This is a genomic window from Brucella sp. H1_1004 (assembly GCF_047308065.1).
GTDB lineage: Bacteria > Pseudomonadota > Alphaproteobacteria > Rhizobiales > Rhizobiaceae > Brucella > Brucella pseudogrignonensis_B.
In genome coordinates, this window is sequence record NZ_JAYKZA010000002.1 from 1574534 (window position 1) to 1600481 (window position 25948).

A 25948-nucleotide genomic window follows, 5' to 3' on the forward strand; every position below is an offset into this window, starting at 1 on the left:
TCCAATCCTGTTAACGATTCTCGCTGGTATAAAGTGAGCGTCTGCATTATATCAACGCGATCACGCGTGCTGGTTTGCGTGCAAAGATATTTAATTGTCTTGCTCAAGCGCATTCCAGCTTTCGTGCAAGGAGGACAAAATCCGAGAGAAATCGCGCGGATAATTAAACAGGTGTGAAATGACGAAGAACTGGACCCCGAATTCCTGGAGAGACAAACCGATCAAGCAAGTGCCGTTTTATCCAGACGCACAGGCTTTGACCGATGTTGAGGCTCGCCTTCGTACCTATCCACCGCTCGTTTTTGCCGGCGAGGCACGTAAGCTGAAAACACAGCTTGCAGCCGTTGCCGAAGGAAAAGCATTTCTGCTTCAGGGCGGCGATTGTGCGGAGAGTTTCGCAGAACATGGCGCGGATAATATTCGCGACTTTTTCCGCGTCTTTTTGCAGATGGCCGTTGTACTGACTTTTGGTGCTTCGAAGCCCGTTGTTAAGGTTGGCCGTATTGCCGGTCAGTTCGCGAAGCCGCGCTCGTCGGATATGGAAACGCTCAATGGCGTTGAGCTGCCTTCATACCGCGGTGACATCATCAACGGCATCGATTTCGATGAAGCTTCGCGTATCCCTGATCCGCAGCGTCAGGACATGGCTTACCGCCAGTCTGCTGCGACGTTGAACCTGCTGCGAGCCTTCGCACAGGGCGGCTACGCAAACCTTGAGAACGTGCATCAGTGGATGCTCGGCTTTGTTGGCAAAAGCCCGCAGGCAGAGCGCTATGCCGCTCTCGCACAGCGTATTTCGGAAACGATGAACTTCATGCGCGCCATCGGGATTACTTCCGATAGCAATCATTCTTTGCGTGAAACCGATTTCTACACCAGCCATGAAGCTTTGCTGCTTGGCTATGAAGAAGCGCTCACACGCGTTGATTCGACCTCTGGCGACTGGTACGGCACTTCGGGTCACATGATCTGGATTGGCGACCGCACACGTCAGGCTGATCATGCGCATATTGAATATTGCCGTGGCATCAAGAACCCGCTCGGCCTGAAATGTGGCCCGTCGTTGCAGCCGGATGATCTCATTCGTCTGATCGATCTTCTCAACCCTGAAAACGAAGCAGGTCGTCTGACGCTCATCGCTCGTTTCGGTTACGACAAGGTTGGCGATCATTTGCCACAGCTCATTCGTGCTGTTGAACGTGAAGGCCGTAAGGTCGTCTGGTCTTGTGATCCGATGCACGGCAACACGATCACCGCTGGCGGCTACAAGACGCGTCCATTCGACCGTATCCTCAAGGAAGTGGAATCCTTCTTCGCGATCCATCGCGCTGAAGGTTCGCATCCGGGCGGTATCCATGTTGAAATGACCGGCAAGAATGTTACCGAATGCACGGGCGGCGCTCGCGCAATTTCGGCAGAAGATCTGCACGATCGTTACCACACGCACTGCGATCCACGCCTGAATGCCGATCAGGCGCTTGAGTTGGCTTTCCTTTTGGCGGAACTGCTCAAGAAGGAACGCGATGCCGGGACAGAAAAGCAGGCTGTTAACGCCTGATTGGAAAGTCACTTTTTAAATAAGGTCAGGGCGGAGAATTCATTCTCCGCCCTGTTGATTTTTATATGAAGACACTTATTGATCTTTGCATAATTTTTCGGGGGCATCCATGAAGCGGATTTTTCTGGCGTTTCTTAATTCAATGCGTGCTCTCAAGCACTTGGCGAAGCATGAAAAGGCCGTTCAGCAGGAGCTTGTCCTGTTTCTCCTGTCGCTCCCAATCGCATCCTTCATTGCTCCAACTTGGCTGACATTTCTGCTGATGACAGGATCGATCCTGTTTCTCATTCTGGTTGAAGTACTCAACACCGGCATCGAAGCGACCTGCGATGCCGTTTCGCGTGATTTTCATAAAGAAATTCAGATTGCTAAAGACTGTGGCTCGCTCGCAGTGCTGATCGCCATCGTTTTTGTAACGGTCACATGGGGCTATATTCTTTTTACAACCTATCTCATCTGACAAAGAACAACCGTTCTTCAACGCAATCCGTTGCAATCAATCACACAAGCGCGCTAAAGCTTGCGCATGACCAGCGTTAGCGAGAATCTCGATATGCTTCGTATTGCCGTTGCACAGCTCAATCCTGTAATGGGCGACATCGCCGGAAATCTTGAGAAAGCGCGCGCAGCACGCGCGCAAGCGGCCCAAATGAGCGCTGATCTCGTAATGTTCACGGAGCTGTTCATCGCCGGCTATCCCCCAGAAGATCTGGTTCTGAAAACGGCCTTTGTTGCAGCCTGTGAAAAAGCAGTGAAAGAACTGGCTAAAGACACTGCTGATGGTGGCCCCGGCGTAATTATCGGCACACCTTTGCAGCGCGATAGCGGCCTGCATAATTCGATTGCAGTTTTGGATGGCGGCGAAATCATCGCTGAGCGTTTCAAGGTTGATCTGCCGAACTATGGCGAGTTTGACGAAAAGCGCGTTTTCCAACCCGGCCCGATGCCGGGACCAGTCAATTTCCGTGGTGTACGCATTGGAATTCCGATCTGCGAAGACATCTGGGGCGATTTGGGTGTTGCGGAAACGCTGGCAGAGAGCGGCGCAGAGTTGCTGCTGGTGCCAAATGGTTCGCCTTATCACCGTGCCAAGATCGAGCGTCGTTATCAGGTTGTGCTCAAGCAGGTTATCGAAACAGAGCTCCCCATGCTCTATGCCAATCAGATGGGCGGGCAGGACGAACTGGTTTTCGACGGCGGCTCGTTTGCCTTCAATACGGATAAGAGCCTTTGCCTGCAAATGCCGCAGTTCGCAGAAGCCATCACTTTGACTATCTGGAAGCGCGAGGCTGATGGCTGGCGCTGTGAAGATGCTGAAAAGGCAAAATTGCCCGAGGGTCTCGAAGCCGATTATGCGGCTTGCATGTTGGGCCTGCGAGATTACGTCAATAAGAACGGCTTCAAGGATGTTGTGCTTGGCTTGTCAGGTGGTATCGACTCAGCGATCTGCACCGCGTTAGGCGTCGATGCATTGGGCAAAGATCGCGTGCGCTGTGTGATGCTGCCTTATCGTTATACATCGGAGGAATCGTTGAAAGACGCCGCTGATTGCGCAAAGGCGCTCGGCGTGCGTTACGATATTGTGCCGATTGCAGAGCCGGTTGAAGGTTTCCTTTCTGCGCTCAAACCAATGTTTGAAGGCACTGAAAGCGGTGTAACCGAGGAAAACCTGCAAAGCCGTGCGCGCGGCACTATTCTTATGGCCATCTCCAACAAGTTTGGCTCAATGGTTGTGACTACCGGCAACAAGTCGGAAATGTCGGTGGGCTATGCGACGCTATATGGCGACATGAATGGCGGCTTCAACCCCATCAAGGACGTCTACAAGATGCAGGTTTATGCGTTGTCCGAGTGGCGCAACAACAATGTTCCAATAGGTAGTCTTGGTCCTTTAGGCGAAGTGATCCCGCAGAACATCATTTCAAAAGCACCATCTGCGGAATTGCGTGAAAACCAAACCGATCAGGACAGTCTTCCACCTTATCCGGTGCTGGACGACATTCTCGAATGCCTCGTTGAAAACGAGATGAGCAATGCCGAGATTGTTGCGCGCGGTCATTCGCTTGAGACCGTCCAAAGGATCGAGCATCTGCTCAATCTGGCCGAATATAAGCGCCGACAATCGGCACCCGGTGTCAAAATTACCAAGAAGAATTTCGGACGTGATCGTCGTTATCCAATAACGAACCGCTTCCGCGACCGCTGAAAGATTTAGTCATGACCGTAACTGTTCGTTTTGCACCGTCGCCGACGGGCTATATTCATATTGGCAATACACGCACCGCACTTTCAAATTGGCTGTATGCCAAGAAGAATGGCGGCAATTTCATCCTGCGTTATGATGATACCGACATTGAGCGTTCTAAACAGGAATATGCGGACGCAATTGCTGTCGATCTAGCCTGGCTTGGTGTCACGCCTGACCGTGTCGAATATCAGTCAAAGCGCTTTGACGTTTATGCTAAGGCCGTTGAAAAGCTGAAAGCGGCGGGTCTTCTCTATGCCTGTTATGAAACGGCAGAAGATCTGGAGCGCCGTCGTCGTTTGCGCTTAGCACGTAAGCTTCCTCCCGTTTATGGCCGTGAAGCACTGAAACTAACCGACGAAGAGAAAGCGGCCTTTGAAGCGGAAGGCCGCAAGCCGCATTGGCGTTTTCTTCTGCCGAACTTTGAAAACGATCCTTTCAACACCACACGCACTGAAGTGCATTGGGATGATCTGGTTCGTGGACCACAGACCGTTGATCTGGCTTCGATGTCTGATCCGGTGCTGGTACGTGAAGACGGAACATATCTCTACACGCTGCCATCTGTTGTCGATGATATTGATCTAGGGATCTCACATATCATTCGCGGCGATGACCATGTCACCAATTCCGGCGTGCAGATTGCCATCTTCAAAGCGCTTGGTGCAGAGCCGCCGGTCTTTGGCCATCACAATCTGCTGACCACAGTTTCAGGCGAGGGACTTTCAAAGCGTTCTGGTGCTTTATCTGTCGGCTCTTTGCGTGAAAGTGGTTATGAGCCGATGTCAGTTGCTTCACTTGCGATCCTGATCGGCACTTCAGAAACCGTGTCCGCTGCATCCGATATGGATATGCTCGCAGAGCGATTTGATCTGGCGGCAATTTCAAAGTCATCGGCAAAATTCGATCCGGCAGAGCTTGATACGCTCAACCGTGCACTGCTGCATGAAATGCCATTTGATAAGGCGAAAGATCGCCTCGAAGCATTGGGTATTTCGGGTGAAAAGGTAGAGCCATTCTGGATGACTGTGCGCGGCAATCTCGAACGCTTCAACGATGCTGCCGATTGGTGGCAGATCATCACCGGCGACTTGCCCGATAAGCCGGAACTATCTGAAGAGGATCAGGCTTTTGTGAAGGAAGCCTTCACGCTGCTTCCCGCAGAGCCGTGGGACAAACAGACCTGGAAGGTATGGACCGACGCTGTAAAAGCAGCAACGGGACGCAAGGGCAAGACATTATTCATGCCCTTGCGTATCGCTCTCACGGGGCAGCCGCATGGGCCGGAGCTGGCGGACCTATTAGTTTTGATTGGTCCGGAAAGAACGAAGAGCCGACTACTCTGACTTTTTCGTTGTCGGAATAAGCACGTTCTGTCGGCGGCGCTATTGCTGCCGGCGCGACATGGGTCGGCGATTGGGACAAAGGGTGCGCAGACGGCGTGTAAGCGACTGACTCTGTTTTACGAGTTTTTTGAGGAGAATATGCTGGAACAACATAGTCCTCGATAAATGCTGGCTGGACCTTAGATACTTTTTCGATCTTAACAGTCTTTGTAACTTGTCGTTTGGGCGTGCGTGCCTTCACCTCAATATTTTTCCGCGTACTTTTTCTAATTGTTTGCTCAGGTTGCCAACTGGCTACGCAAGATTTTACTTGTTTGCCGGCATGTGGTTGGCCTGCGATAGCTGCATTTAAGTCGGTCAAACGTTCTGCAAATGAACGACTTTCTGAAGACAAATTTCCTTCCTGTCTTTTCAAACGTTCGCATCTGACTGAAATATTTTCGGGTGTGAAAATGCTCCCCACACAGCGCTCTTTGGCGATTTCTGCACGAACAACTGAGAGGCGTTTGTGAATAGCATTCAGTTTTAACTTTGTTGGATCAATCTGTTTACTGAGTTTGGTAATCTGCTGAGTGGTACATGGCTGAATTGGCTGTGCAGTTGTTGTACAGCCACTCAGAATGCCAATTGCAGCGAAAGCAAATATCGCTGACTGAAAATTCCAAAAATTCTTATCAACAATCATCATAGAACAAGCCCATCCCGTTGTCCGTATGCCTGAATGTTTGATCTTTATAGTTAAAAAAACATAAACGCCAAGTATTATTTAAATACTTGGCGTTTTATATAAGTATATATAATTTATTAGATTGTATTAAACTAAATCTTCTTGTTGATTTCGTTGGATTTTTGCAGTGCTTCAACTGCTGCTAATGCAGTCATGTTAACAACGCCGCGTGAAGTTACTGAAGGCGTCAAGATGTGAGCAGGGCGCGCAGCACCAAGTAGAATTGGTCCGACATGCAATGCGTCCGTTACTGTCTTTACGACGTTCAGCGTGATGTTTGCCGCATCGAGATTAGGGAAAACCAGCAAATTTGCTTCGCCCTTCAGTCGCGAATTCGGGAACACGCGATCACGCAATGCCTGCGAGAGTGCGGAATCACCGTGCATTTCGCCATCGGATTCAAGTTCCGGCGCTTTTTCAGCAAGAATCGCGGCGGCGCGACGCATCCTTTCAGCACTAGCCGACTCTTTTGAACCGAAATTGGAATGCGAAACAAGCGCAGCTTTTGGCTCAATGCCAAAACGACGGATTTCTTTCGCGGCCAGAATTGCCATTTCAGCAATTTCTTCTGCTTCTGGCTCAACTGTCACGTAAGTGTCGGTCAGGAACAATGCGCCGCGCTGTGAGATCAAAAGGCTCAATGCCGAATAATCACTGATGCCTGGCAGCTTACCGATGATCTGTTTTACAACGCGGGTATGGCGCTCAAAACGACCTTCAAGGCCACAGATCATCGCATCCGCTTCATCACGCATGACAGCAAGAGCCGCAATGGCAGTCGAGTTCGTACGAACGATCGTGCGTGCTGCTTCTGGGGTTACGCCCTGACGGCCTGTATAAGAGAGATACAGATCAACATAATCACGGTAGCGTGGATCATCTTCCGGGTTAATTAGTTCGAAATCTGTTCCTGCGCGGATTTTGAGACCGTAGCGATTTAAGCGTGCTTCAATTACACTTGGACGACCGACGAGGATAGGCGAAGCAATACGTTCTTCAATGACAACCTGGGCAGCGCGCAATACGCGTTCATCTTCACCATCGGCATAGATCACGCGCATTGGTTTGCTCTGCGCCCGGGCCGCCGCGAAGACCGGCTTCATAATAAGGCCGGAGCGGAAAACAAAACGTGTCAGGCGATCGGTATAAGCTTCCCAGTCTTCGATCGGGCGTGTCGCAACACCGCTATCCATCGCAGCCTTTGCAACGGCAGGTGCGATACGCAGAATGAGGCGCTGATCGAACGGCGATGGAATGATATAATTTGGGCCGAATGTCGGTGTGTCGCCAGAATAGGCGCGGGCCGCAACATCTGAAGGTTCTTCACGGGCAAGCGATGCAATCGCGCGCACCGCAGCAAGCTTCATTTCCTCGTTGATTGCCGTTGCGCCAACATCAAGTGCGCCGCGAAAAATATAAGGGAAGCATAGTACGTTATTCACCTGGTTTGGATAGTCAGAACGGCCGGTGCAGATCATCGCATCCGAACGCGCTTCGCGTGCTGCTTCTGGCATAATTTCAGGGTTTGGATTTGCCAGTGCCATAATCAGTGGCTTTTCAGCCATTTGCTTAAGCAGTTCAGGCTTGAGAACACCAGCAGCGGAAAGACCGAGGAATACATCTGCGCCACCAATAACATCGGCCAGAACACGCGCGTCGGTTTTTTGCGCATACACGTCTTTCCAACGGTCCATTAGCTTCTCTCGGCCTTGGTAAACTACGCCTTCAAGATCGCAGACAAAAATATTTTCGCGCTTAGCCCCGAGTTTAACGAGCAAATTTAAGCAAGCGAGCGCAGCGGCACCCGCGCCTGACGTTACAATCTTGGCGTTTGTAATATCCTTTCCTGCCAATTCCAGACCATTCAGAACAGCGGCTGCAACAATAATCGCGGTTCCATGCTGATCGTCATGGAATACTGGTATATTCATCTTGGCGCGAAGCTGTTCTTCAACTTCGAAACATTCTGGAGCTTTGATATCTTCAAGATTGATACCGCCAAAAGTGGGCTCAAGCGCAGAAACCACATCAACCATGCGGTCGATTTCCAGTGCGTCGATTTCAATGTCGAAAACATCAATATCTGCGAATTTCTTGAAAAGAACTGCCTTGCCTTCCATCACCGGCTTGGATGCAAGCGCGCCGATATTACCGAGGCCGAGTACCGCAGTGCCATTTGAAACAACTGCTACCAGATTACCACGCGACGTATATTCGGCAGCGGTGGATGGATCTTCGTGAATTGCAAGGCAGGGTGCCGCAACGCCCGGGGAATAAGCAAGCGCTAGATCGCGTTGATTGCCAAGCGGCTTGGTCGCTTGGATCTCAAGCTTACCGGGTTTCGGATAGCGGTGGAAGAAAAGTGCCGCTTCATCAAAATCCGAACGCGTGGACGTGGAGGGGGTCTTTTTATTCGTCATGATCGCATCACTTTCCGGTTCATGCTTGCAATAGGGGAGTTGCGCTGATGGGAACTAGCACCCTTTGAGCCAACGTCGCTTTTATCTCAACTTTTCAAAACAATGTAGGCCCGATTCTGAAAAGCAGTTATTACGCTAAGGCTTTAAAATCAAATCAACAGCTTGTTTGAGCGCCATGTGCATGACATGTGGGGTCGGCATTTAACCATATTCTGGTTTACATTTTAAATCTCATTTAAAAGGCCTGATAATTTTTTATAAGAAGTGCAAATCGTTTCCATTGTATTTTTTATTCACCAATAAGACGCGTCGTGTTTATTATAATCAATTAATATTGCTAACGATATTTATCGGTTTCGGTCAATTATTATTGAAATATAATAGCTATTTTAAAGGGGATTATTGTCATGAAGAATTCAATTCCAAATATATTCGTTTCTCAAACATCTATTTCCGATGTTAATTTTGTCGAAGGTACATTCACTTTACGCGGTGTGCCTATCAAAGAATTGTGCATTGATACAAGATTGGAAAGCGTAATTGAGCTGTTGTGGAAAGACTTGTTTCCAAATTTTCCTACAGGCTCTGACCTGCAGTCAGCATTAGGCCAGGCGCGCGAGCAGATTTTTCTTTATACCGAAGATATAGATGACGAATTGTTTGATATGAAACCTGTCGACGCTGTTCGTACTTTAATGACTAAAATTCCAGATGTGACGGACTTGACTACGGCGCTTCATTTGATTGCGGCACCAGCTGTTTTTGCACCCGCATTCATACGTATGAAGCGAGGCAAGCATTCCGTTCGCCCGGATGCATCAATGCCCCACAGCGTTGATATTTTACGTATGATGAATCTCTCGTTACCAAGTGATCAGGAGGTTTCAGCACTCGATACGTATCTGATATCCTGCGTAGACTATGGTTTGACACCCCCGACATTAGCGGCCCGAATAGCGGCGTCAGTCAATGCTGGAATGACATCATCGATTCTGGCAGCCCTGTCGGTATTTAGCGGATCGTCGCATGATAGTAAGTCGGACGGGATTCTGGATATTCTCGACGCGTTTCAATCCAATCAGACATCCAGGAGCCACGTCGACTTCGCGGTATCGGAGAGGCGGAACGTTTGGGTGAAAAATAATGATCCCAGGACAGAAATCATTAAAGACGCACTTTTAAACGTCGAGAATAGTGGATCTTCGGGATTTCAGAGTAGATTGTCATTAGTTGAACAGCTCTTTGCTAATCAAAATCATAAAGAATTATCAAATACTGTTGGAGCAGGCGAAACGACAGAGTTGAAAGTTTATTCCGCATTGCTGCTTCAGCAACTTGGCTTTGCTCGAGAAGTTTTTAGTTGTGTGCTCTCCATGGGGCGATCCATTGGCTGGATTGCGCATTCTCGCGAACAGGTGAATAAACCTTGGCTTGTCCGCCCGCAGTTAGAATACATCAAACCATAAATTTAAGCTTTAAATTGGTAATATTTGAGTTCGAAAGTTCTCTCGACTTTTAAAGCCGCGCCATGCATTTGCAGCCGTCATATCCCTGTGACGTGAATCGGTTTTTCTTCGTTCAAATTCAGGTTGCCAGATGGAAGGACAACCACATGAGCGAAGATCAGATTGAACCAAAAAAATTTCGCACTTTGTTTATTTCAGACGTGCATCTCGGATCGAAAGCAGCTCAGGCTGAATTGCTTTTAGATTTTCTGCGTGTTCACGAAGCAGATACCATTTATTTGGTTGGTGATATTGTTGATGGCTGGCGTCTGCGACGCAATTGGCACTGGCCGCAGGAACATAACGATGTTGTTCAGAAACTTTTGCGCAAGAGTCGCAAAGGCACGTCAATTATTTACATCGCCGGCAATCATGATGAGTTTCTGAGAAATTTTCAGGGAACGCATTTCGGCGGCATTGAGGTCATGAATCGCGCGATTCATGAAACCGCGGATGGCCGCAAATTTTTGGTTATCCATGGCGACCAGTTTGATGTCGTCGTGCGTAATGCGCGTTTTATCGCCTATCTCGGTGATTGGGCCTATGACACGGCAATCTGGATTAATACTGTTATGAGCCGGGTGCGCGCAAAGTTCGGATTGCGTTATTGGTCATTTTCCGCATGGGCAAAGTTTCGCGTTAAGAAGGCCGTTAACTTCATCGGAAATTTTGAAGACGTGGTTTCAGAAGAAGCGCAGCGCATTGGCGTCGACGGTGTTATTTGCGGTCACATCCATCATGCAACAATCAGCAGAATGAATGGTGTTGAATATATCAACACGGGCGATTGGGTTGAAAGCTGCACTGCTGTCGTTGAACATTTTGATGGTCGTATGGAGTTGTTGGAATGGACCGACCGTCTCGGTCAGCGATCGTCGCTTCTTTCCGCTCACGATGGCAATAAGGTGATTAGGTTGCCGCACGTAGCTCGCAAAACTGCGAACGGCAGCAAATGAAGAAGCTGGTGATCGTTTCGGATGCTTGGCACCCACAGGTAAATGGCGTTGTGAGAACACTGACCAAATGCTGTGAACTGATGGCCGAGCGCGGTTACGAAGTTATCGTTATCTCACCGCAGGACTATCGCTCCTTCCCATGCCCGACCTATCCTGAAATCCGGTTGGCAATGACAACACCATCGGCGCTTCGGCAAAAATTGGTCGGCTTGCAACCCGATTATGTGCATATCGCAACCGAAGGTCCGCTTGGAATTATGGCGCGGCGTGCATGTATCAAAATGGGCTGGAGCTTTACCACCAGCTTTCATACCCGCTTTGCAGAATATGTCAGGGAGCGGTTTCCAATTCCGCTGAGCTGGACCTATTCGTTTTTGCGTAAATTCCATAATGCCGCATCACATACGCTTGTCCCAACACAGTCTATTCTCACCGACTTGCATTCGCGTGGGTTTACGGGGCTCGAATTGTGGACGCGGGGCGTGGACCGTCATCTGTTTCATTCGCGAAACGATGTAACGAAAGATTTGCCGCACCCCGTATTCATCTGTGTGGGTCGCGTGGCAACAGAAAAAAACCTGCCGGCATTCCTTGACCTCGACTTGCCCGGGACCAAGCTTATCGTCGGAGACGGACCGGCCCTTGAAGACTTTAAAGCTCGTTTTCCGAATGTCGTATTCATTGGCAAAAAAGAAGGCCATGAGTTGGCTAAAGCTTATGCATCAGCTGACGTATTCGTGTTTCCGAGCAGAACTGACACATTTGGCTTGGTTCTGCTTGAAGCGATTTCATCTGGTTTACCTGTAGCAGCTTTTCCGGTTCCGGGGTCTTCTGATGTTGTCGGAGCCACCGGCGCTGGAGTTTTATCTGAGGACCTCCGCGCCGCTTGTCTGGCGGCGCTCGAGATGCCCGCATTCGATCCTGCTGAGGTGCTAAAACCTTTCACATGGGATGCCTGCGCGGATATTTTCGAAAATGTGCTTGCAGCAACCAACAGTGTCAATCAGCGATCAAACCACACATATAATCAGCCCCAGAGCGTGGCTTCCGGCGGATAAACGAGTGCACCTTCATATTTGAGACCCGGAGCGCGGTCCTTTGCAAGAAGCAATGGTCCGTCAAGATCGACAACATTGGCCTTCTGCGCGAGCAAAACTGCCGGTGCCATTCCAAGTGACGTGCCGACCATGCAACCAACCATCACTTTTAAACCAAGCGATATGGCCTTCTCACGCATGATCAGTCCTTCGGTGAGCCCGCCCGCCTTATCGAGCTTGATGTTAACCGCATCATAACGGGTCGCCAACTCTTCGAGTCCAACAGATGTATGCACGCTCTCATCTGCGCAGATAATCACTGGTCGATCTATGCGGCTTAGAATTTCGTCTTTACCCGCAGGTAAAGGCTGTTCAATCAAAACTACGCCAGCCTTAGCTGCCGCAGCCATGTTTTCTTCGATGTTATCGTCGGTCCAGCCTTCATTGGCATCAATGATTATTTGGCTGTTTGGAGCAGCACTTGTAACGGCATGAATGCGCTCAATATCATTGTCGCCGCCCATTTTTACTTTAATCAATGGATAATGAGCAACTTTAGCGGTCGATACTGCCATCTCTTCAGGCGTACCAAGCGATACGGTGATCGCAGTTTCAAGAGGATGGGGCAGGGTTCCAAGCGTGTCTGCAACACTCTTGCCCGATAGCTTTGCTTCCAGATCCCAGAAAGCACAATCAACTGCATTTCTTGCTGCGCCTGCGGGCATGAGCGTTTGAATAGTCAGACGATCCGCACCGCTTTCGATCGCGCTCCGGACAGCTTCAATCTGTTCGCTAACGCTCGCGATTGATTCTCCATATCGTGCATAAGGAACACATTCACCGCGCCCCAATTTTCCATTGTGACTTATTTCACAAACTATGACCAAAGCTTCGGTCTTTGAGCCGCGAGAGATTGTGAATTTTCCGGCAATGGGATAGCGTTCTTGGATGATTTTCAAACTATTGTGCATGGATATGCCCTTTAGGACGCAGTATTTCGGTCGTGAACCGACTCGTATAAGAGGTTAGGCCATGTTGACCGACACTGCCGACAAAGCAAGTGCTGCTTCTGATGTCGCGCCAAAGATTGATTTGGCCGAGCATGAAGGCGCACGCCTCGTAAATCTTAGCGGACGCTGGGTTTCGCAAACTGTTGGCATTGTCGACAAGAAGATGCGTGAGCTGGAGAATGTTGGCGGCTCGCATTCAATTATCATCGATGCAACGAATGTTGCGGGACTTGATACTGCTGGCGCTTGGCTGATTGAACGCCTGCGCCAGAGGCTGGTGTCTCAAAATATCGATGTTCATTTGGAAGGTGTTAGGCCTGCGTGGCTACCGCTCGTTGAGGAAGTGGGCAATTCGGTTGAGCGCACCCTTGATGTAAAGCCGGCGAAAAAGCCTTTTTTTCTTATCAAAATGCTGGACTCTCTCGGACGGGGTGTCGCCTCAGTTTATGAAGATTTCCTGATGGCGATGCACATTCTGGGGGCAACCATTCGTGGCGCACAGCTTAAAGCCGGGCGCGGCAGCGGCATCCCATTTCCAGCGATTGTAAAGCAGATTGATCGGATGGGTGTCGGTGCAATTCCGATCATCGTCCTCATGTCCACGATTGTTGGCGCAATCATTGCGCAGCAGGGCGCTTTTCAGTTGCGCTACTTCGGCGCAGAAATTTTCGTCGTCGATCTGGTTGGTATTCTCGTTCTGCGTGAGTTAGGCGTGCTCTTGACTGCAATTATGATCGCCGGTCGCTCGGGCAGTGCGATCACTGCTGAAATAGGCTCGATGAAGATGCGGGAGGAAACCGACGCACTCACAGTAATCGGGCTTAATCCTGTGGGCGTTCTAGTCTTTCCAAGGCTTGTCGCCTTGGTGGTGATTCTGCCTCTTCTGACGATCATCGCTGATTTGTCGGCATTGGTGGGTGCAGCCGCAGTTACTTACTTTTACTCAAATATTTCGCCGGAAGCTTTTATCAGTCGCTTACATGATGCCGTTGCACTCAACACATATTTCGCGGGTTTGATCAAAGCTCCCTTCATGGCACTCATAATCGGCATACTTGCTTCTGTGGAAGGAATGAAAGTCGGCGGAAGTGCAGAATCACTGGGTAGCCGCGTGACGGCCTCGGTCGTTAAATCGATCTTCGTTGTCATTGTCGTAGACGGCATGTTTGCGATGTTCTATGCCGCAATTGACTTCTAACCGTTTAGTTTTGCAACTTTATAGGGTCTTTCAGACACAGTAAGGGATAAAACTGAAGAAAGCCGTTTCTCGCGGTTCAGTCTCGTAATAAGCTCGGATAAAGAATATTCATGGAGAAGAGTATCGATAATCAGCCGCATTTGCAGGACGTTGGCAACAACGATCAGCCAGTACCGATCATTTCGGTACGAGATGTTACCGTTGGTTTCGGCGGTCGCGCACCTGTGCTCGATAATCTTTCACTCGACATTTATAAAGGCGAGGTTCTCGGCTTTATCGGGCCTTCTGGCTCAGGTAAATCTGTGCTGACCCGAACTATTCTGGGCTTGAATAAAAAGCAGGCAGGACAGATTGAGATATTAGGAAATAATATCGATAAGCTGACCGATGTTGAGAAAATGGCCATCGATATGCGTATGGGGGTGCTGTTTCAGCACGGCGCTTTGTTTTCAGCTCTTAGCGTCCTTGAGAATATCCAGGTCCCGATGCGTGAATACCTGGATCTTTCGCCCAAATTGATGGATGAGCTCGCACGCCTTAAAATTGATCTGGTTGGACTCAGCCCTGATGCGGCGGAAAAATTCCCATCTGAATTATCAGGCGGTATGATCAAGCGTGCGGCTTTAGCGCGAGCGCTGGCTCTTGATCCCGACATCGTGTTTCTTGATGAGCCTACATCTGGGCTTGATCCGATTGGTGCGGCAGACTTTGATGAATTAATTGCCAATCTGCGCGATACAATGGGCCTCACGGTCTTTATGGTAACGCATGATCTCGATAGCCTTTTTGCGATTTGTGACCGCATTGCCGTGCTGGGTAATAAAAAAATTCTGGTGAGCGGTTCCATTGAAGACATGCTGACTGTAGATGATCCATGGGTTAAATCCTATTTTCGAGGAAAGCGCGCACGTCAGATTGACACATCCGCGCCGAGCAGACGTCGGCCTAACAGCCAAATGCAGACGGGATAAGATATGGAAACGAAGGCCAATTACGTTGTGGTGGGAGTTTTCACGCTGATCGTCAGCCTGCTGGCTTTCGGTTTCGTGTATTGGATTGCGCGTTACGGCGAGGCGCGGGATTCTGTTGGTCTTGATGTTCGCATACCGGGCTCTGTGACCGGCCTTGGCATCGGCAGTCAGGTTCTGTTCAATGGTATCAAGGTGGGTGATGTTCGTCGGTTGCATTTGGATGAATCCAATCCCAGCATGGTTATTGTGCAAACGCGCGTGAATGCCACGACTCCGATTACACGCTCGACAAAGGCTTCACTTGGCTTTCAGGGATTGACTGGTCAGGCTTACATTGAACTGAATGGTGGCAGCCTCGACGAGCCTAATCTTCTTACAGAAGCAGCCAAAGAAGACACGATTGCGCGTATTGATGCTGATCCTTCATCGATCAACAATCTGCTTGCAACCGCGCAGGACATTTTTGGACGCGCAAATTCCGTCCTCGGCGAACTCGAGGGCTTTGCTAAAGAAGCACGCGGCCCGCTGATCGATACGATCAATAATACAAAGACCTTCACAGACGCTTTGGCTAAGAATGCCGACGTGATTGATGAATTGGGTTCGAACGCGGGCAACATCAATCAGATCGTCTCGGAAGCGAAGCAGATGATGGAGCGCCTGAACGCTGCGTCTGCACGTGTTGAAAACGTTATTGCCAAGGCAGACCAGTTGCTTTCTAGTGACGACAAGGATGGTCTTGTTGCACAAGCTAAGTCTACACTTGAATCGATCCGTCAGTTATCGAACAATCTCGATAAGCGCATTACACCGATTGCCAGCAATCTTGAGCGCTTCTCCGGTTCAGGTCTGAGCGATGTACAGGCATTGATCGGTGACAGCCGTCGCGCAGTACAGCGCGTAGAGCAGGCGATTACAGAACTAGAGCGTAACCCACAGCGTTTGATTTTTGGTGGTTCCGGCAGTGTACCGCAGTATAACGGAAGGACGCGTCATTAATGTCCATTACAGGTTCTATCGTGACAAAATCCCATCGTAAGCTGATCGTTCCACTTCTTTTGACAACCATGCTTTCCGGTTGCGGAACCACGACGCCACTCGACACATTCAGCCTGTCAGCGCCGCAGCAGCTGCAGGGCACATCAGTCAGCCGTAAGAACCTCCAGATACTCGTGCCATCGCCCAATGCGTTGAAGGCGCTTGATAGCGAAAATATCGTTGTCAACACTGCGCCCGGCGCGATTGAGTACCTCAAAGGTGCTCAATGGGGTGACAGACTGCCAAATCTCGTTCAGTCTCGTCTTGTGCAGGCCTATGAAAACGTTGGCGTATTCGGTGGCGTAGGCCGTCCGGGTGACGGTCTGGCGATCAATTATCAGATACTGAGCGATCTGCGAGTATTCAGCATTCAGGCCTATGGCTCTCAGCGTGCAGCGGTCGTAGAGATCGCTGTTAGGCTGATGAATGACAAGAATGGTGAAGTTCGCTCCACACGTGTTTTCCGCGCCTCTACGCCAGTTCACGGCACCACAAACAGCGAATATGTACGCGCGCTGGACAAGGCGTTCGATCAGGTCGCAAGTGAGATCGTCAGCTGGACAATCTCTTCGCTTTGATCCTACAAAACACTAAAATATTAATGGCAGCCCGGATAAATCGAGCTGCTTTTTTGTCGGCGTGAACTCTTAAGATCTGTTTGGTCATCAGTTTGGCATAAGATTGACACTCAAAAACAGAACAAATCATAAAATGAAAATAAAAAAACGCAGCCTTTTGGCTGCGTTTTTCTTATTTATGTCCGTTTTTCTTAACGCAGACGTCCACTTGCATGAGCCAGCATCGTGTAAACTTTGCCGGTGTCCGACGTCAGGTAAGTCTGAGTTACCATGTTGTCGCGGTCGTTACGTGCAACGTCTTCGAGCAAGCGCTGGAAGTCGTCCATGTAGCGATCAACCGCGCGGCGGAACTCACCATCGGTCTGATATTTACGCTTGATGTCATCGAACGTCTGCTGACCCTTGAGGGTATAAAGACGACGCGTGAAGACATTGCGCTCACCGCGGCGGTAACGATCCCACAATTCAACCGATGCTTCATGATCAATTGCGCGTGTGATGTCCACCGAGAGCGAGTTGAGCGATTCAACAACATGGCTCGGCGAACGTGGCGTCTGTGTTGGCTGTGCCTGAGAAGGAGCAGAAACTTCGTCTTCAACCGATGCACGAGCAAGAAGGTCAGAAACCCAACCGCGTGGCTTTTCGGAAGACTGTACTGGTTGCGCAACCTTTGGAGTCTCAACTGGACGGCTGCGAACTGCTCCGTCTGCCTGCTGTGTGCGCGCTGCTGCTACAGGCGCCTGAACAGGAGCAGGCGCTGCACGCTGGGTCTGTACTGGACGCGAAACCCGACGATCTGCACGGCTTTCGCCAACATCGACCAGACGGCCCGACTTATTGACGATTTCAGCCAGCTCTTTCAGAGCATTGATCTGCTCGCCAACTGCCTTACGCATTGCGCTCGTCGTTTCCTTGGCTTCCGCGGGCATATCGAGAACGCCGCGCTTGAGTTCGCCGCGGGTCGTGTCGAGTTCGCTGCGAATTTCCGTTGCAGTGCGACGAATATCGTCGGTAGCAGCAGAGAACTTCTGCGAAGCCTGTTCAACGATCTCAGCGACGCTTTCGCGCATCTTTTCAGCCGATGTGCGTGTCTGGCCTTCGGCGCGCTGGAATGCGAGCGTGACGGCAGATTCAAACGACTGCATCAATTTTTCGATGCCTTCCGATTTTTCAACCAGGCCAGCAGCCAGCTTGTCGAGTGCAAGATGACGATCTTCAAGTGTACCAGCAAGACCGTTCTGTGCTGAGTTAATCATATCGGACGCGGTCGCGAGAACCTTTCCATGATCTTCAAAACGCTCGGCAATATCTGCAATCTGCGACAAAGTTCCATCGGAGAGTGCGCGAAGGGTGCCGATATTTGTATCAATGAGACCAGTCGAAGCCTGGAACATCTGCGCTGCACGGTTTGCATTCTCAACAAAGTTACTTGTTGTTTCGACAAGGCGGCCATCAATGCTATTAAGGTTGTTTGCGGCCGCATCGATCAACTTGCCAAGTTCGCCATTCGACGCCGAGAGGCGTTCAATCAGCTCACTGACATTTTCCGAAAGACCGGATTTTGCCTGCTGAACCGCAGCAATGGTTTCAGCTGTACGGTTAGCCAGTGCGTTGACGAGGGCAGCATTTTCCGCACGCAGACGATCGGTTGCTGCATGGGTTGCCTGTTCGAGCTGTTCTGCAAGGCCGCGACCGCTGTCAGCCAGACGCTGAACCAAAGGTTCCGCAGTATCGTTGAGGATCTGCGTAATCTCCTGCGAACGAGCGGAGAGAACCGCATTGAGTTCGCGGGTACGTTCTTCAAGGGTAACAGCAGTTGTATCCGTTACCTGAGCGATACGCGCTTCAACAGAACCGAGTTCCATAGTGATACGCGAACCAATGTCTCCCAGACGTGTCGCAATAGCATCTGCGCGCTCGGTAAGACGAGCTTCGGTCCCCGACAGATTCTCAGTAACGCTAGTTGAGAAGGCTTCACTATGGCCAGCCAGCGTTTCACTGGTCTTGGTTGCAGTATCAGCGATACGTGCTTCAATTGCTGAAAGTTCGCCGGTGAGGCGGCTTTCAATGGCTTCAAGGCCAACAGCAATCGCGCTTGCACGCTCGTTAAGACGCGCTTCGGTGCCTGCGAGATTGTCGGCAACGCTCGACGAGAAGGCTTCGCTGTGGCCAGCCAGTGTTTCACTTGTCTTGCTTGCAGTATCAGCAATACGGGCTTCAATCGCCGAAAGCTCGCCGGTGAGGCGGCTTTCAATGGCTTCAAGGCCGCCGGCAATGGTGCTTGCACGCTCATTCAAACGAGCTTCTGTGCCTGCCAGATTTTCAGCAACGCTTGCAGCAAAGGCTTCACCGTGTCCGGCCAGCGTCTCGCTGGTTTTGGCAGCGGTCTCTGCAATGCTGTATTCAATCTCGGACATACGGGATGCAATTGCATTTGCGCGTTCGCTGAGGCGTTGTTCTGTGGCGGCGAGATTATTGCTGAGATCAGCAGTGAAGCTCTGTCCAAATCCATCAAGCGACTGACCAGCTTTCGCAGCTTCTGCGGAAAGAATGCTTGCTGCTTCTGTGATCTTGTCACGCAGCGAACCTGCAACCGTGCCAGCACTCTGCTCAAGAGCACGACGAACATTATCGACGCCAATCGCAAGCGCCTTTTCCATTGTCTGCGTGCGTTCTTCGATAATACCAGTCTGGCCTTCAAAGACGCGGCTGATGCTATCGCTGCTGTTTTCAATCGCATTGTGCAGGTTGTCTGTTCGCTGCGAAAGAATATCTCCGTGATCTTGTAGTGCCTGGCTCAGCGAAGCTGTGCTTTCAGTCAATGTTTCACGAATTGCAGCCGTGCGACCTTCAATGGTCTGTTCATGACCATCAAGAATTTGGGCAAGGGCACTATTGTGATCGTTCAGGACCGAACGAAGACCGCTTGTGCGTTCTTCAACGCGCTGTACGTGATCGGTAAATGTCGCCTCGAATGCATCGCGGCTGGCACCGATCGTTTGGCTGATTGCATGCGAACGCTCGTCAAACACGCGAGCAAGCTCCTGCTGATTTCCAGCAATGAGCGCCTCTAGCGATGCAACACGTTCATCGAAAGTGCGCGCCAAAACTTCGCGATTTTCATTGAAGTTATCGCGTAATGCTGTTGTGCGTTCGTCCATCAACTGAGCAAGCATAGCCTGATTGCCGGCAATGACACCGCTAAGGGAAGCAGCGCGTTCATCCAGTGAACGGGCGTGATCAGCAAATGTCGCATCAAGACGCGAAGCATTGTTTGCCATTTCTTCCTGAAGAACGTTGGTTCTGTCAGCGAGAATTGCTGCATGATGTTCCGCAACCGAATTGAGAGTCGAAGCGCTTTTGTTGATAGCGCTTTCGATGTCGTTCGTGCGGGCAGCAAGTGTATCGGCATGACCGCGAATAACAGCTGAAACGCGCTCGGTCTCACCTTCAAGCGACGCTGCAAGAACATCACGGCTTTCCGACAACTTACCGGCAAATGCTGTGGCATTTTCATTGAGAACATTACCGACGCTGACGCTGATCGAGGTCAGATCATCACTGATCTTTGCCTTTGTCTCATCGATCATCGTGCTCAGTGCATTGCGGCCACCTGAGAAGGTTTCCGCAATCTCACGGGTACGTGCAATGAGGTTTTCATTAATCTGACGCGAGCGGGTTTCAAGAGCCGCGTTAAGTTTCTCTGTGCTGCTATCGAGCGCATGAGCACGCGTTTCAAACTCAGTGAGAAGCGAGCGACCACGTTCATTAAGCGTTGTGTCGAGCTGGGTCAGGCGTGCATCAAACTCACTGACCATCGACTGCGTTGCTCCACCAAGAAGTGTCGCAATGCCAGCGGTACGCTCATCAAGTGCCGCGCTAACGCGTTCTGAAATCTCACGTGATTGCTGGTCGAGTGTTGTAATACGAGAGTCCAGCTGGCTTGAGAAAGCTTCGCCAGAAGTTGTGATGCGAGTTGCAATGTCACCGGTACGCGTTTCAATTGCATCAGCAATTGCACCGCCGCTTTCATTAATGCTGCTGATCAGACGCTCACCAGAATCGCCCAAGAGCGAGCTAAGCTGTTCAGATGCAGATGCAACATTATCACGTATGATATTGGCAGCGCTCGACAATTCTTCCTTGAGCTGCTCATGCGCACCCGTAATGGAAGAGCGTACGCGCTCCGCATGGCTGACCACGGCTTCGCGTTCATTGCCAAGATCACTGACGAGCGAACGAATACGAACTTCGTTATCGGTGTAAGCACGTTCAAGCTGATTAACCTCAGACTGAACAAGCGTTTCAAGCTCAACAGCGCGTGCGAGTGTACGTTCAATGCCTTCATTCATCGCAGCAACTTCGCGACGAACGGCCTGGCTGAGCGTCGATACGCGATCACCGGCTGCTGCTTCAGGCTGCAAGAGCTTGAGTGCTGCTTCCGACATGCTGCGTGCAGCAACATGCATTTCCTGGGCGCGTTTGACGATGTGTGCAAAGCCCCAGAACATAGCAATAGGTAATGCTACACCGGCAATCACACCGATACCTGAAGCTGAGGTGAAGAAATTTGTTGTTGCCTGAAGGCTCGAAAATACGTCGGGGCTGATTGCCTTGCTGATAGCGACACCGCCGGCGGCCCAAAGCACACTCATGGCAGTCGTTGTCCAGTAAAGCTTGGAGGAACGCTGAGTCACACGGCGAGGCGCAGCAATAATTGTACGGCTGCTACGTGTATCATCATTGGCCGGCGTAAGAGCTGCGGCAGGCGTTGCAGCTACAACAGAGGCAGGCGAAGCGGCGGGCTTCGGAGCTGCTTCCTGAGCGGCAGGCTTTGCTTTGTTGGCTGGCTTTGACGAAACATTGGCAGCTTCTGGCTTAGCAGTTGGGAAGGCAGCATTAACAACTGGCGGCATGGGTGGCGCGGCAGGGCTGGCAATGACGGAAACGGTTGCAATCGCTTCAGCCTTCGCAGTTCCTTCGGTAGTAATGTCTATAGGAGAAACAGTCGCAGCATCGACCACTTTCGTGTTCTGCTCAGCAACCAGCTCTTCGGCTGCGCGCGAAATCTGCTCTTCGAGGTCATCGACAGAGAACTCTTCGTCAAGCGCACTCAAATCCATATCAATGTCAAAGTCGTCACCGAATTCGATGTCGAGTGCATGTTCAAGTGCCTGTTCAACCTCGTGGTCGAGCTTTTGCGCCTTGGATTTAGAAGCCATAGCCTTGCCTACCTCGTACTCTTTACTGCGACGGCCGGATCAACTGAGAGCCGTTACAAAACTTACTCCGCCATTTTTCATCGTATCGGCTCGGGCTTGTTAAGGAAATAGGCGCCCAAGCTTGATCTGTAAAACTTTAAATACAAGGTTAACAGAAATGACCTGAGTTGCATAAAACCCCGGAAATCTGGCGTTTCATAGTTAATGATCATTCTGTGGAAATCGCACTCGCTTATCCTATAACCAAAATATCTATTCTTCAATTCGTTAACAAAAATACACGTAAAAAGTGAACTGGCAATATTTTGCACTTTTGGGTTTGATTCAACTTTGCTGCATCGTGCCCGTATCGAATAGGCTTATTGACGCCGATATTAATGTTTTCATCGTGGTCCCGACAAGGGGTGGGATGCTAATGGCAGCGTTTAACCCCAGAAGATGTGATCATAACGGCATATTGGCGCAGTTGGCTTAAACAACAGGTTATGGCGGTTGAAACTCTTTGAATAAGGCCGTATTTGCGTCTGCAAGATATTAATAGAACTCACAGCGATCACTTTGCATCGCATGAGCTTATCAAACACGCAGAACGCGCGTGTTCAGGAACTTAAAATGACAAAGATTATCTTCGTATCCGCCGATGGCGCTTCACGCATTGAAGTTGAGGCTGATAACGGATCAAGTGTGATGGAAGCGGCTGTTCGCAATGGCGTGCCGGGGATTGATGCCGAATGCGGCGGTGCTTGTGCCTGTGCAACCTGTCACGTTTATATTGACGAAGAGTGGACCGAGGTTGTTGGCGGACCAGATGCCATGGAAGAAGACATGCTGGATTTCGCTTACGAGCCGCAGCCCAACTCGCGTCTTTCCTGCCAGGTCCGTGTAAGCGACGAGCTCAATGGTGTTGTGATCAGAGTGCCAGATCGCCAGAACTAAGATTGCATTATACAAAGATGCCGCTGAAATGTGTTGATGCAACTCAGCGGCATTTGTAAATTTCGGTTATTGAACCATCTTTTCGAGCTTATAAGTCAGTAAGCGCTCAAAACGGCGTTCGAAATTGATCGTTTCAACACGGTCAAATCTTTCCTGCGCTTTATCATGTGCTGCCATCAGCTTTTCCGTTACTTTATCAATGTCAGCGCGGAGCGAAGCGCAATCTTTGCGGCTGCGTAAGGACCGTATTTGACGTTCCATTTCGCTTGCATGGCTGCGGGCAATCACGATATGACTTTCTTCGTGGCGGCGAATATCCTGATAAAGTGTATCCCAGATCAGTGCGATTTCCGGTTCAGCTTTGCGGCGCTGCTTCCAGCGCGGCAGCATGACCTTGGCATGAACGTTCACATAAACATCCTGCACCTTGCAGGCTTTCTGACCTGTGGCGCGGCCATAACGGACCTTGGCATCAAAACGTATCTCGGCGGCACCCGGATGGTGCTGGCCGGTCTTTTTCAGAAAAGGCCCGCTTCGTGACAAAGCCTTATCGAGATCTTCTGCAGTTTTTCCATTCACATTATAATAGCTGAAGGTTCGGAAAATCGAAGCTGCCTGCGCCTGTGGAGCAATGATGGCAAAAGCCAGTCCCAATGCCAGAACTCGTTTTTTCAAAGACATGTTCCGGCACCTCTTCATAAACCAGAAAGAAAATTGCAAATTCATTGATGAGCAACATGGCATGCAATCGTCAAGAGAACTATAACGCATTCATAAAATGGCACTCTCGTTAGAGAGTTGTGTCGGCAGCGTTAATAAACAATTGGAATATCATTGAATGATCAAACAATGGCAGCTCGCTCATGGCCGTAGCCTCCAATTGGGTTCAAAATCGGTCATCATGGGTATTTTGAACGTTACACCAGATTCTTTCTCCGATGGTGGCAAGCATATTGAGCTGGATAATGCGGTGGCTGCTGCAAAAACAATGCTTGATGAAGGCGCTACGATAATCGACGTGGGTGGTGAATCAACCCGTCCGGGTGCGGCCAAAGTCGACGCAGAAAAAGAAGCTGCGCGCGTTGTGCCAATCATTCGTGCACTGACCGAGCAATTTGGCTGTATCATTTCTATTGATACCTACCGCGCTTCAACCGCGCGGCTTGCGGTGGAAGCGGGTGCACATATCGTCAATGACGTCTGGGGACTGCAAAAAGAACCGGAAATTGCACAAGTTGCGAAAGAGACGGGTGCGGGGCTTGTCATTATGCATACAAGCCGGGACCGGGAGACCGATGCAGACGTGATCGCCGATCAATTTGCATTTCTGGATAGGTCACTCGAAATAGCGGGCAGGGCAGGCATCAACGCTTCGAATATTACGCTTGATCCGGGTTTTGGCTTTGGCAAAAGTCAGGATGAGGACATTGCGCTGATGGCGCACATGGAAGAATTGCAGCGTTTCGGTTATCCTCTGTTGGTCGGGACTTCGCGGAAGCGCTTTATCGGTGCGATGACCGGACAGGCTGAGCCTTTGCAGCGCGATATAGGAACTGCTGCGACATCGGTAGCGCTACGCTTGGCAGGAGCCGGCATTTTCCGCGTTCATAATGTCGCGTTTAACAGAGACGCCCTTGCAGTTGCTGATGCTATCCTGCAAAGCAGAGCACGTTCACAATAGGAAAAGAGCCGTGTATACCATCCGCATTATGAATTGCGCTTTCTTCGCGCATCACGGCGTCTTTGACGAAGAGAATAAGCTCGGGCAGCGCTTCTATGTCGATGCAATACTTGATGTTGATGCCGGTTCATCCCTGGAAAATGACGATATTGAAGGCACTGTTCATTATGGCATCGCCTTTACCGTTATTCAGGACATTATTACTGGTCGTCAGCGTTATCTGATCGAAACACTTGCGCTGGACGTCGGCAAAGCTTTGACTGAACGTTTCCCGCAGATCAAACGCGCCGAAATCACCATTCGCAAGCCAAATGCGCCGGTTCCGGGTGTACTTGACCATGTTGAAGTTACGGTGGTTTATCCGCGCTGATGAACAATGAATTGCCTTATCGCGCCTGGCTTGGTCTTGGCGGCAATATTGATGATCCAATTGCGTCTATCGCAAAAGCCTTAAGACTGCTTGATGCCCGGCACGACACAGAAGTCGTCTCAGTATCGAAGGTCTATCGCACACCGCCCTGGGGCAAGACGGATCAGGCTTGGTTTCATAATGCCTGTGCGGAAATCAAAACCACGCTTGCACCGCTTCAATTGATTGAGATCTGCCTTGATGTGGAGCGTTCATTGAAGCGCGTTCGCCTTGAGCGTTGGGGACCGCGTATCATTGATATTGATATTCTTGCGATGCAAACAAAAGCAGGAGAGGCGATCATCATGAATGATGCGACGCTCGAACTGCCGCATCCGCGCATTCAGGAACGCGCTTTCGTGCTGGTTCCACTCAATGATATTGCACCAGAACTTAATATTACTGGCAAAAGTGTTTCCGAATGGAACGGTGCCTGCTCAAGTTCAGACATAGAAAAAGCCCGCACGGATGCGGGCTGGTGGCTTGAAAAATAGAGAGCTTTAGTTTTTCGCGATGCTGCCAACAGCGATATTGTCAACGCGCTTGAGGCTCATACCGATCACCGGAACCAGTTCCTTCTCAACGCGCACAGATACTGTAACATTCATCGTGTTCTTGTCAGCGACACGCGCAAGCATCGCACCGTTCAATTCTTTGCGGTTAAGACCAAGAACAACCTTGTTGCCTGAGACCGTGCCGGAGGTGACGTTCAGGCCTTTGCCTTCTGCGCCATCGTTAAACTTACCGGAATAGGTAGAGCCATCGCGTGTGATTGTCGCTTTCATCGCCTGTGAGAAAACACCAACGCGGCATGTACCATCAAGTGTCATGCCGACTGCGGCATCCGGCGTTGTGCCAGCGAGATTGCAGACGAATTTGGTGCCTTTGTATTTACCAGCAACAATTTCACCCGGACCGGACCACTGGCCTTCGATTGTCTGGAAAAACTGTTCATCCTTATCTGCGGCCAGAGATGGCGCAACGAAAAGCGATGCGGGCAGGAGCGTGAGGCATGCAGCGATGGTGTTTTTCATAGTCAGCTCTGTCCCGGAATTTTGGCCTGAAGGGCACAGTTCCAATAGATTATTTGTAAACACGCCGCAACCGAAGG

Annotated in this window: 20 protein-coding genes and 2 pseudogenes; 15 read left to right on the plus strand and 7 right to left on the minus strand. The window is 50.3% G+C overall.

Going from position 1 to position 25948, the window contains the following annotated elements; all coding sequences use genetic code 11:
• Positions 1 to 178 precede the first annotated feature (178 nt).
• From U2P60_RS15040 to gltX, 4 genes are all read left to right on the plus strand, one after another.
• A complete protein-coding gene (locus U2P60_RS15040; RefSeq protein ID WP_250040760.1) occupies positions 179 to 1558 on the plus strand; it encodes a class II 3-deoxy-7-phosphoheptulonate synthase in 1380 nt (459 codons plus the stop codon).
• A gap of 109 nt (positions 1559 to 1667) precedes the next feature.
• Positions 1668 to 2018, plus strand: coding sequence for a diacylglycerol kinase (locus tag U2P60_RS15045; RefSeq protein ID WP_413573223.1), 351 nt, complete (start codon positions 1668 to 1670; stop codon positions 2016 to 2018).
• 66 nt (positions 2019 to 2084) lie between these two features.
• Positions 2085 to 3764: an NAD+ synthase gene (locus U2P60_RS15050; protein ID WP_413573224.1), complete on the plus strand. Its 1680-nt coding sequence runs from the start codon at positions 2085 to 2087 to the stop codon at positions 3762 to 3764.
• 11 nt (positions 3765 to 3775) lie between these two features.
• Entirely contained in the window at positions 3776 to 5149 is a 1374-nt protein-coding gene (gltX, locus tag U2P60_RS15055) for a glutamate--tRNA ligase (RefSeq protein WP_413573225.1), read from the plus strand.
• On the opposite strand, the gene U2P60_RS15060 is transcribed toward gltX, so the two are convergent.
• Together U2P60_RS15060 and U2P60_RS15065 are read right to left on the minus strand one after the other, a co-directional pair.
• Positions 5067 to 5837: a hypothetical protein gene (locus tag U2P60_RS15060; RefSeq protein ID WP_413573226.1), complete on the minus strand. Its 771-nt coding sequence runs from the start codon at positions 5835 to 5837 to the stop codon at positions 5067 to 5069. The two genes, gltX and U2P60_RS15060, sit on opposite strands and share 83 nt — an antisense overlap.
• A 131-nt stretch (positions 5838 to 5968) precedes the next feature.
• Complete coding sequence (locus U2P60_RS15065; protein ID WP_413573227.1) at positions 5969 to 8296, minus strand: NADP-dependent malic enzyme; 2328 nt, start codon at positions 8294 to 8296, stop codon at positions 5969 to 5971.
• 407 nt (positions 8297 to 8703) lie between these two features.
• Between U2P60_RS15065 and U2P60_RS15070 the strand changes: the two genes are divergently transcribed.
• From U2P60_RS15070 to U2P60_RS15080, 3 genes are all read left to right on the plus strand, one after another.
• Positions 8704 to 9762, plus strand: coding sequence for a citrate/2-methylcitrate synthase (locus tag U2P60_RS15070; protein WP_413573228.1), 1059 nt, complete (start codon positions 8704 to 8706; stop codon positions 9760 to 9762).
• A gap of 146 nt (positions 9763 to 9908) precedes the next feature.
• Entirely contained in the window at positions 9909 to 10757 is an 849-nt protein-coding gene (locus U2P60_RS15075) for a UDP-2,3-diacylglucosamine diphosphatase (protein ID WP_313826483.1), read from the plus strand.
• On the plus strand, positions 10754 to 11815 hold the full coding sequence (locus U2P60_RS15080; protein ID WP_313826484.1) for a glycosyltransferase family 1 protein: 1062 nt from the start codon (positions 10754 to 10756) through the stop codon (positions 11813 to 11815). The genes U2P60_RS15075 and U2P60_RS15080 overlap by 4 nt, the downstream gene beginning before the upstream one ends.
• On the opposite strand, the gene dgcA is transcribed toward U2P60_RS15080, so the two are convergent.
• Positions 11785 to 12765, minus strand: a complete 981-nt coding sequence (gene dgcA, locus U2P60_RS15085) for an N-acetyl-D-Glu racemase DgcA (RefSeq protein ID WP_413573229.1) — start codon at positions 12763 to 12765, stop codon at positions 11785 to 11787. The two genes, U2P60_RS15080 and dgcA, sit on opposite strands and share 31 nt — an antisense overlap.
• A gap of 61 nt (positions 12766 to 12826) precedes the next feature.
• Between dgcA and U2P60_RS15090 the strand changes: the two genes are divergently transcribed.
• The 4 genes from U2P60_RS15090 to U2P60_RS15105 all read left to right on the plus strand — a co-directional run bounded on the left by U2P60_RS15090 (position 12827) and on the right by U2P60_RS15105 (position 16589).
• A complete protein-coding gene (locus tag U2P60_RS15090) occupies positions 12827 to 14002 on the plus strand; it encodes an ABC transporter permease (RefSeq protein WP_413573230.1) in 1176 nt (391 codons plus the stop codon).
• 110 nt (positions 14003 to 14112) lie between these two features.
• On the plus strand, positions 14113 to 14973 hold the full coding sequence (locus tag U2P60_RS15095) for an ABC transporter ATP-binding protein (protein WP_313826487.1): 861 nt from the start codon (positions 14113 to 14115) through the stop codon (positions 14971 to 14973).
• 3 nt (positions 14974 to 14976) lie between these two features.
• The gene (locus U2P60_RS15100; RefSeq protein WP_313826488.1) at positions 14977 to 15972 is read left to right on the plus strand and encodes an MlaD family protein; all 996 of its coding nucleotides are present in this window, start codon (positions 14977 to 14979) and stop codon (positions 15970 to 15972) included.
• Positions 15972 to 16589: an ABC-type transport auxiliary lipoprotein family protein gene (locus U2P60_RS15105; protein WP_413573231.1), complete on the plus strand. Its 618-nt coding sequence runs from the start codon at positions 15972 to 15974 to the stop codon at positions 16587 to 16589. The genes U2P60_RS15100 and U2P60_RS15105 overlap by 1 nt, the downstream gene beginning before the upstream one ends.
• Positions 16590 to 16780: 191 nt before the next feature.
• Here U2P60_RS15105 and U2P60_RS15110 read toward each other — a convergent pair.
• Together U2P60_RS15110 and U2P60_RS15115 are read right to left on the minus strand one after the other, a co-directional pair.
• Positions 16781 to 21346 (minus strand): annotated as a pseudogene (locus U2P60_RS15110) (kinesin); the annotation flags it as partial.
• A gap of 266 nt (positions 21347 to 21612) precedes the next feature.
• Positions 21613 to 21892: pseudogene (locus U2P60_RS15115) on the minus strand (hypothetical protein); the annotation flags it as partial.
• Between the two features lie 531 nt (positions 21893 to 22423).
• On the opposite strand from U2P60_RS15115, the gene U2P60_RS15120 reads away from it, so the two are divergent.
• Positions 22424 to 22747 carry a 2Fe-2S iron-sulfur cluster-binding protein gene (locus U2P60_RS15120; RefSeq protein ID WP_413573232.1) on the plus strand — a complete coding sequence of 108 codons (324 nt, stop codon included), beginning with the start codon at positions 22424 to 22426 and terminating at the stop codon, positions 22745 to 22747.
• A gap of 66 nt (positions 22748 to 22813) precedes the next feature.
• Here the strand turns inward: U2P60_RS15120 and U2P60_RS15125 are convergent, their stop codons facing one another.
• Entirely contained in the window at positions 22814 to 23428 is a 615-nt protein-coding gene (locus U2P60_RS15125; protein ID WP_313826522.1) for a DUF922 domain-containing Zn-dependent protease, read from the minus strand.
• Positions 23429 to 23585: 157 nt separating this feature from the next.
• On the opposite strand from U2P60_RS15125, the gene folP reads away from it, so the two are divergent.
• From folP to folK, 3 genes are read left to right on the plus strand one after another with little or no spacing between them, the layout of a single operon-like run.
• Positions 23586 to 24428 carry a dihydropteroate synthase gene (gene folP / locus U2P60_RS15130; protein ID WP_413573233.1) on the plus strand — a complete coding sequence of 281 codons (843 nt, stop codon included), beginning with the start codon at positions 23586 to 23588 and terminating at the stop codon, positions 24426 to 24428.
• A 10-nt stretch (positions 24429 to 24438) separates the two neighbouring features.
• Positions 24439 to 24798: a dihydroneopterin aldolase gene (gene folB, locus U2P60_RS15135; protein WP_250040731.1), complete on the plus strand. Its 360-nt coding sequence runs from the start codon at positions 24439 to 24441 to the stop codon at positions 24796 to 24798.
• Complete coding sequence (gene folK, locus U2P60_RS15140; protein ID WP_413573234.1) at positions 24798 to 25331, plus strand: 2-amino-4-hydroxy-6-hydroxymethyldihydropteridine diphosphokinase; 534 nt, start codon at positions 24798 to 24800, stop codon at positions 25329 to 25331. The genes folB and folK overlap by 1 nt, the downstream gene beginning before the upstream one ends.
• Positions 25332 to 25337: 6 nt before the next feature.
• Here the strand turns inward: folK and U2P60_RS15145 are convergent, their stop codons facing one another.
• Positions 25338 to 25871 (minus strand): hypothetical protein, encoded by a 534-nt coding sequence (locus U2P60_RS15145; protein ID WP_250040729.1) that lies wholly within the window; start codon positions 25869 to 25871, stop codon positions 25338 to 25340.
• Between the last annotated feature and the right edge of the window lie 77 nt (positions 25872 to 25948).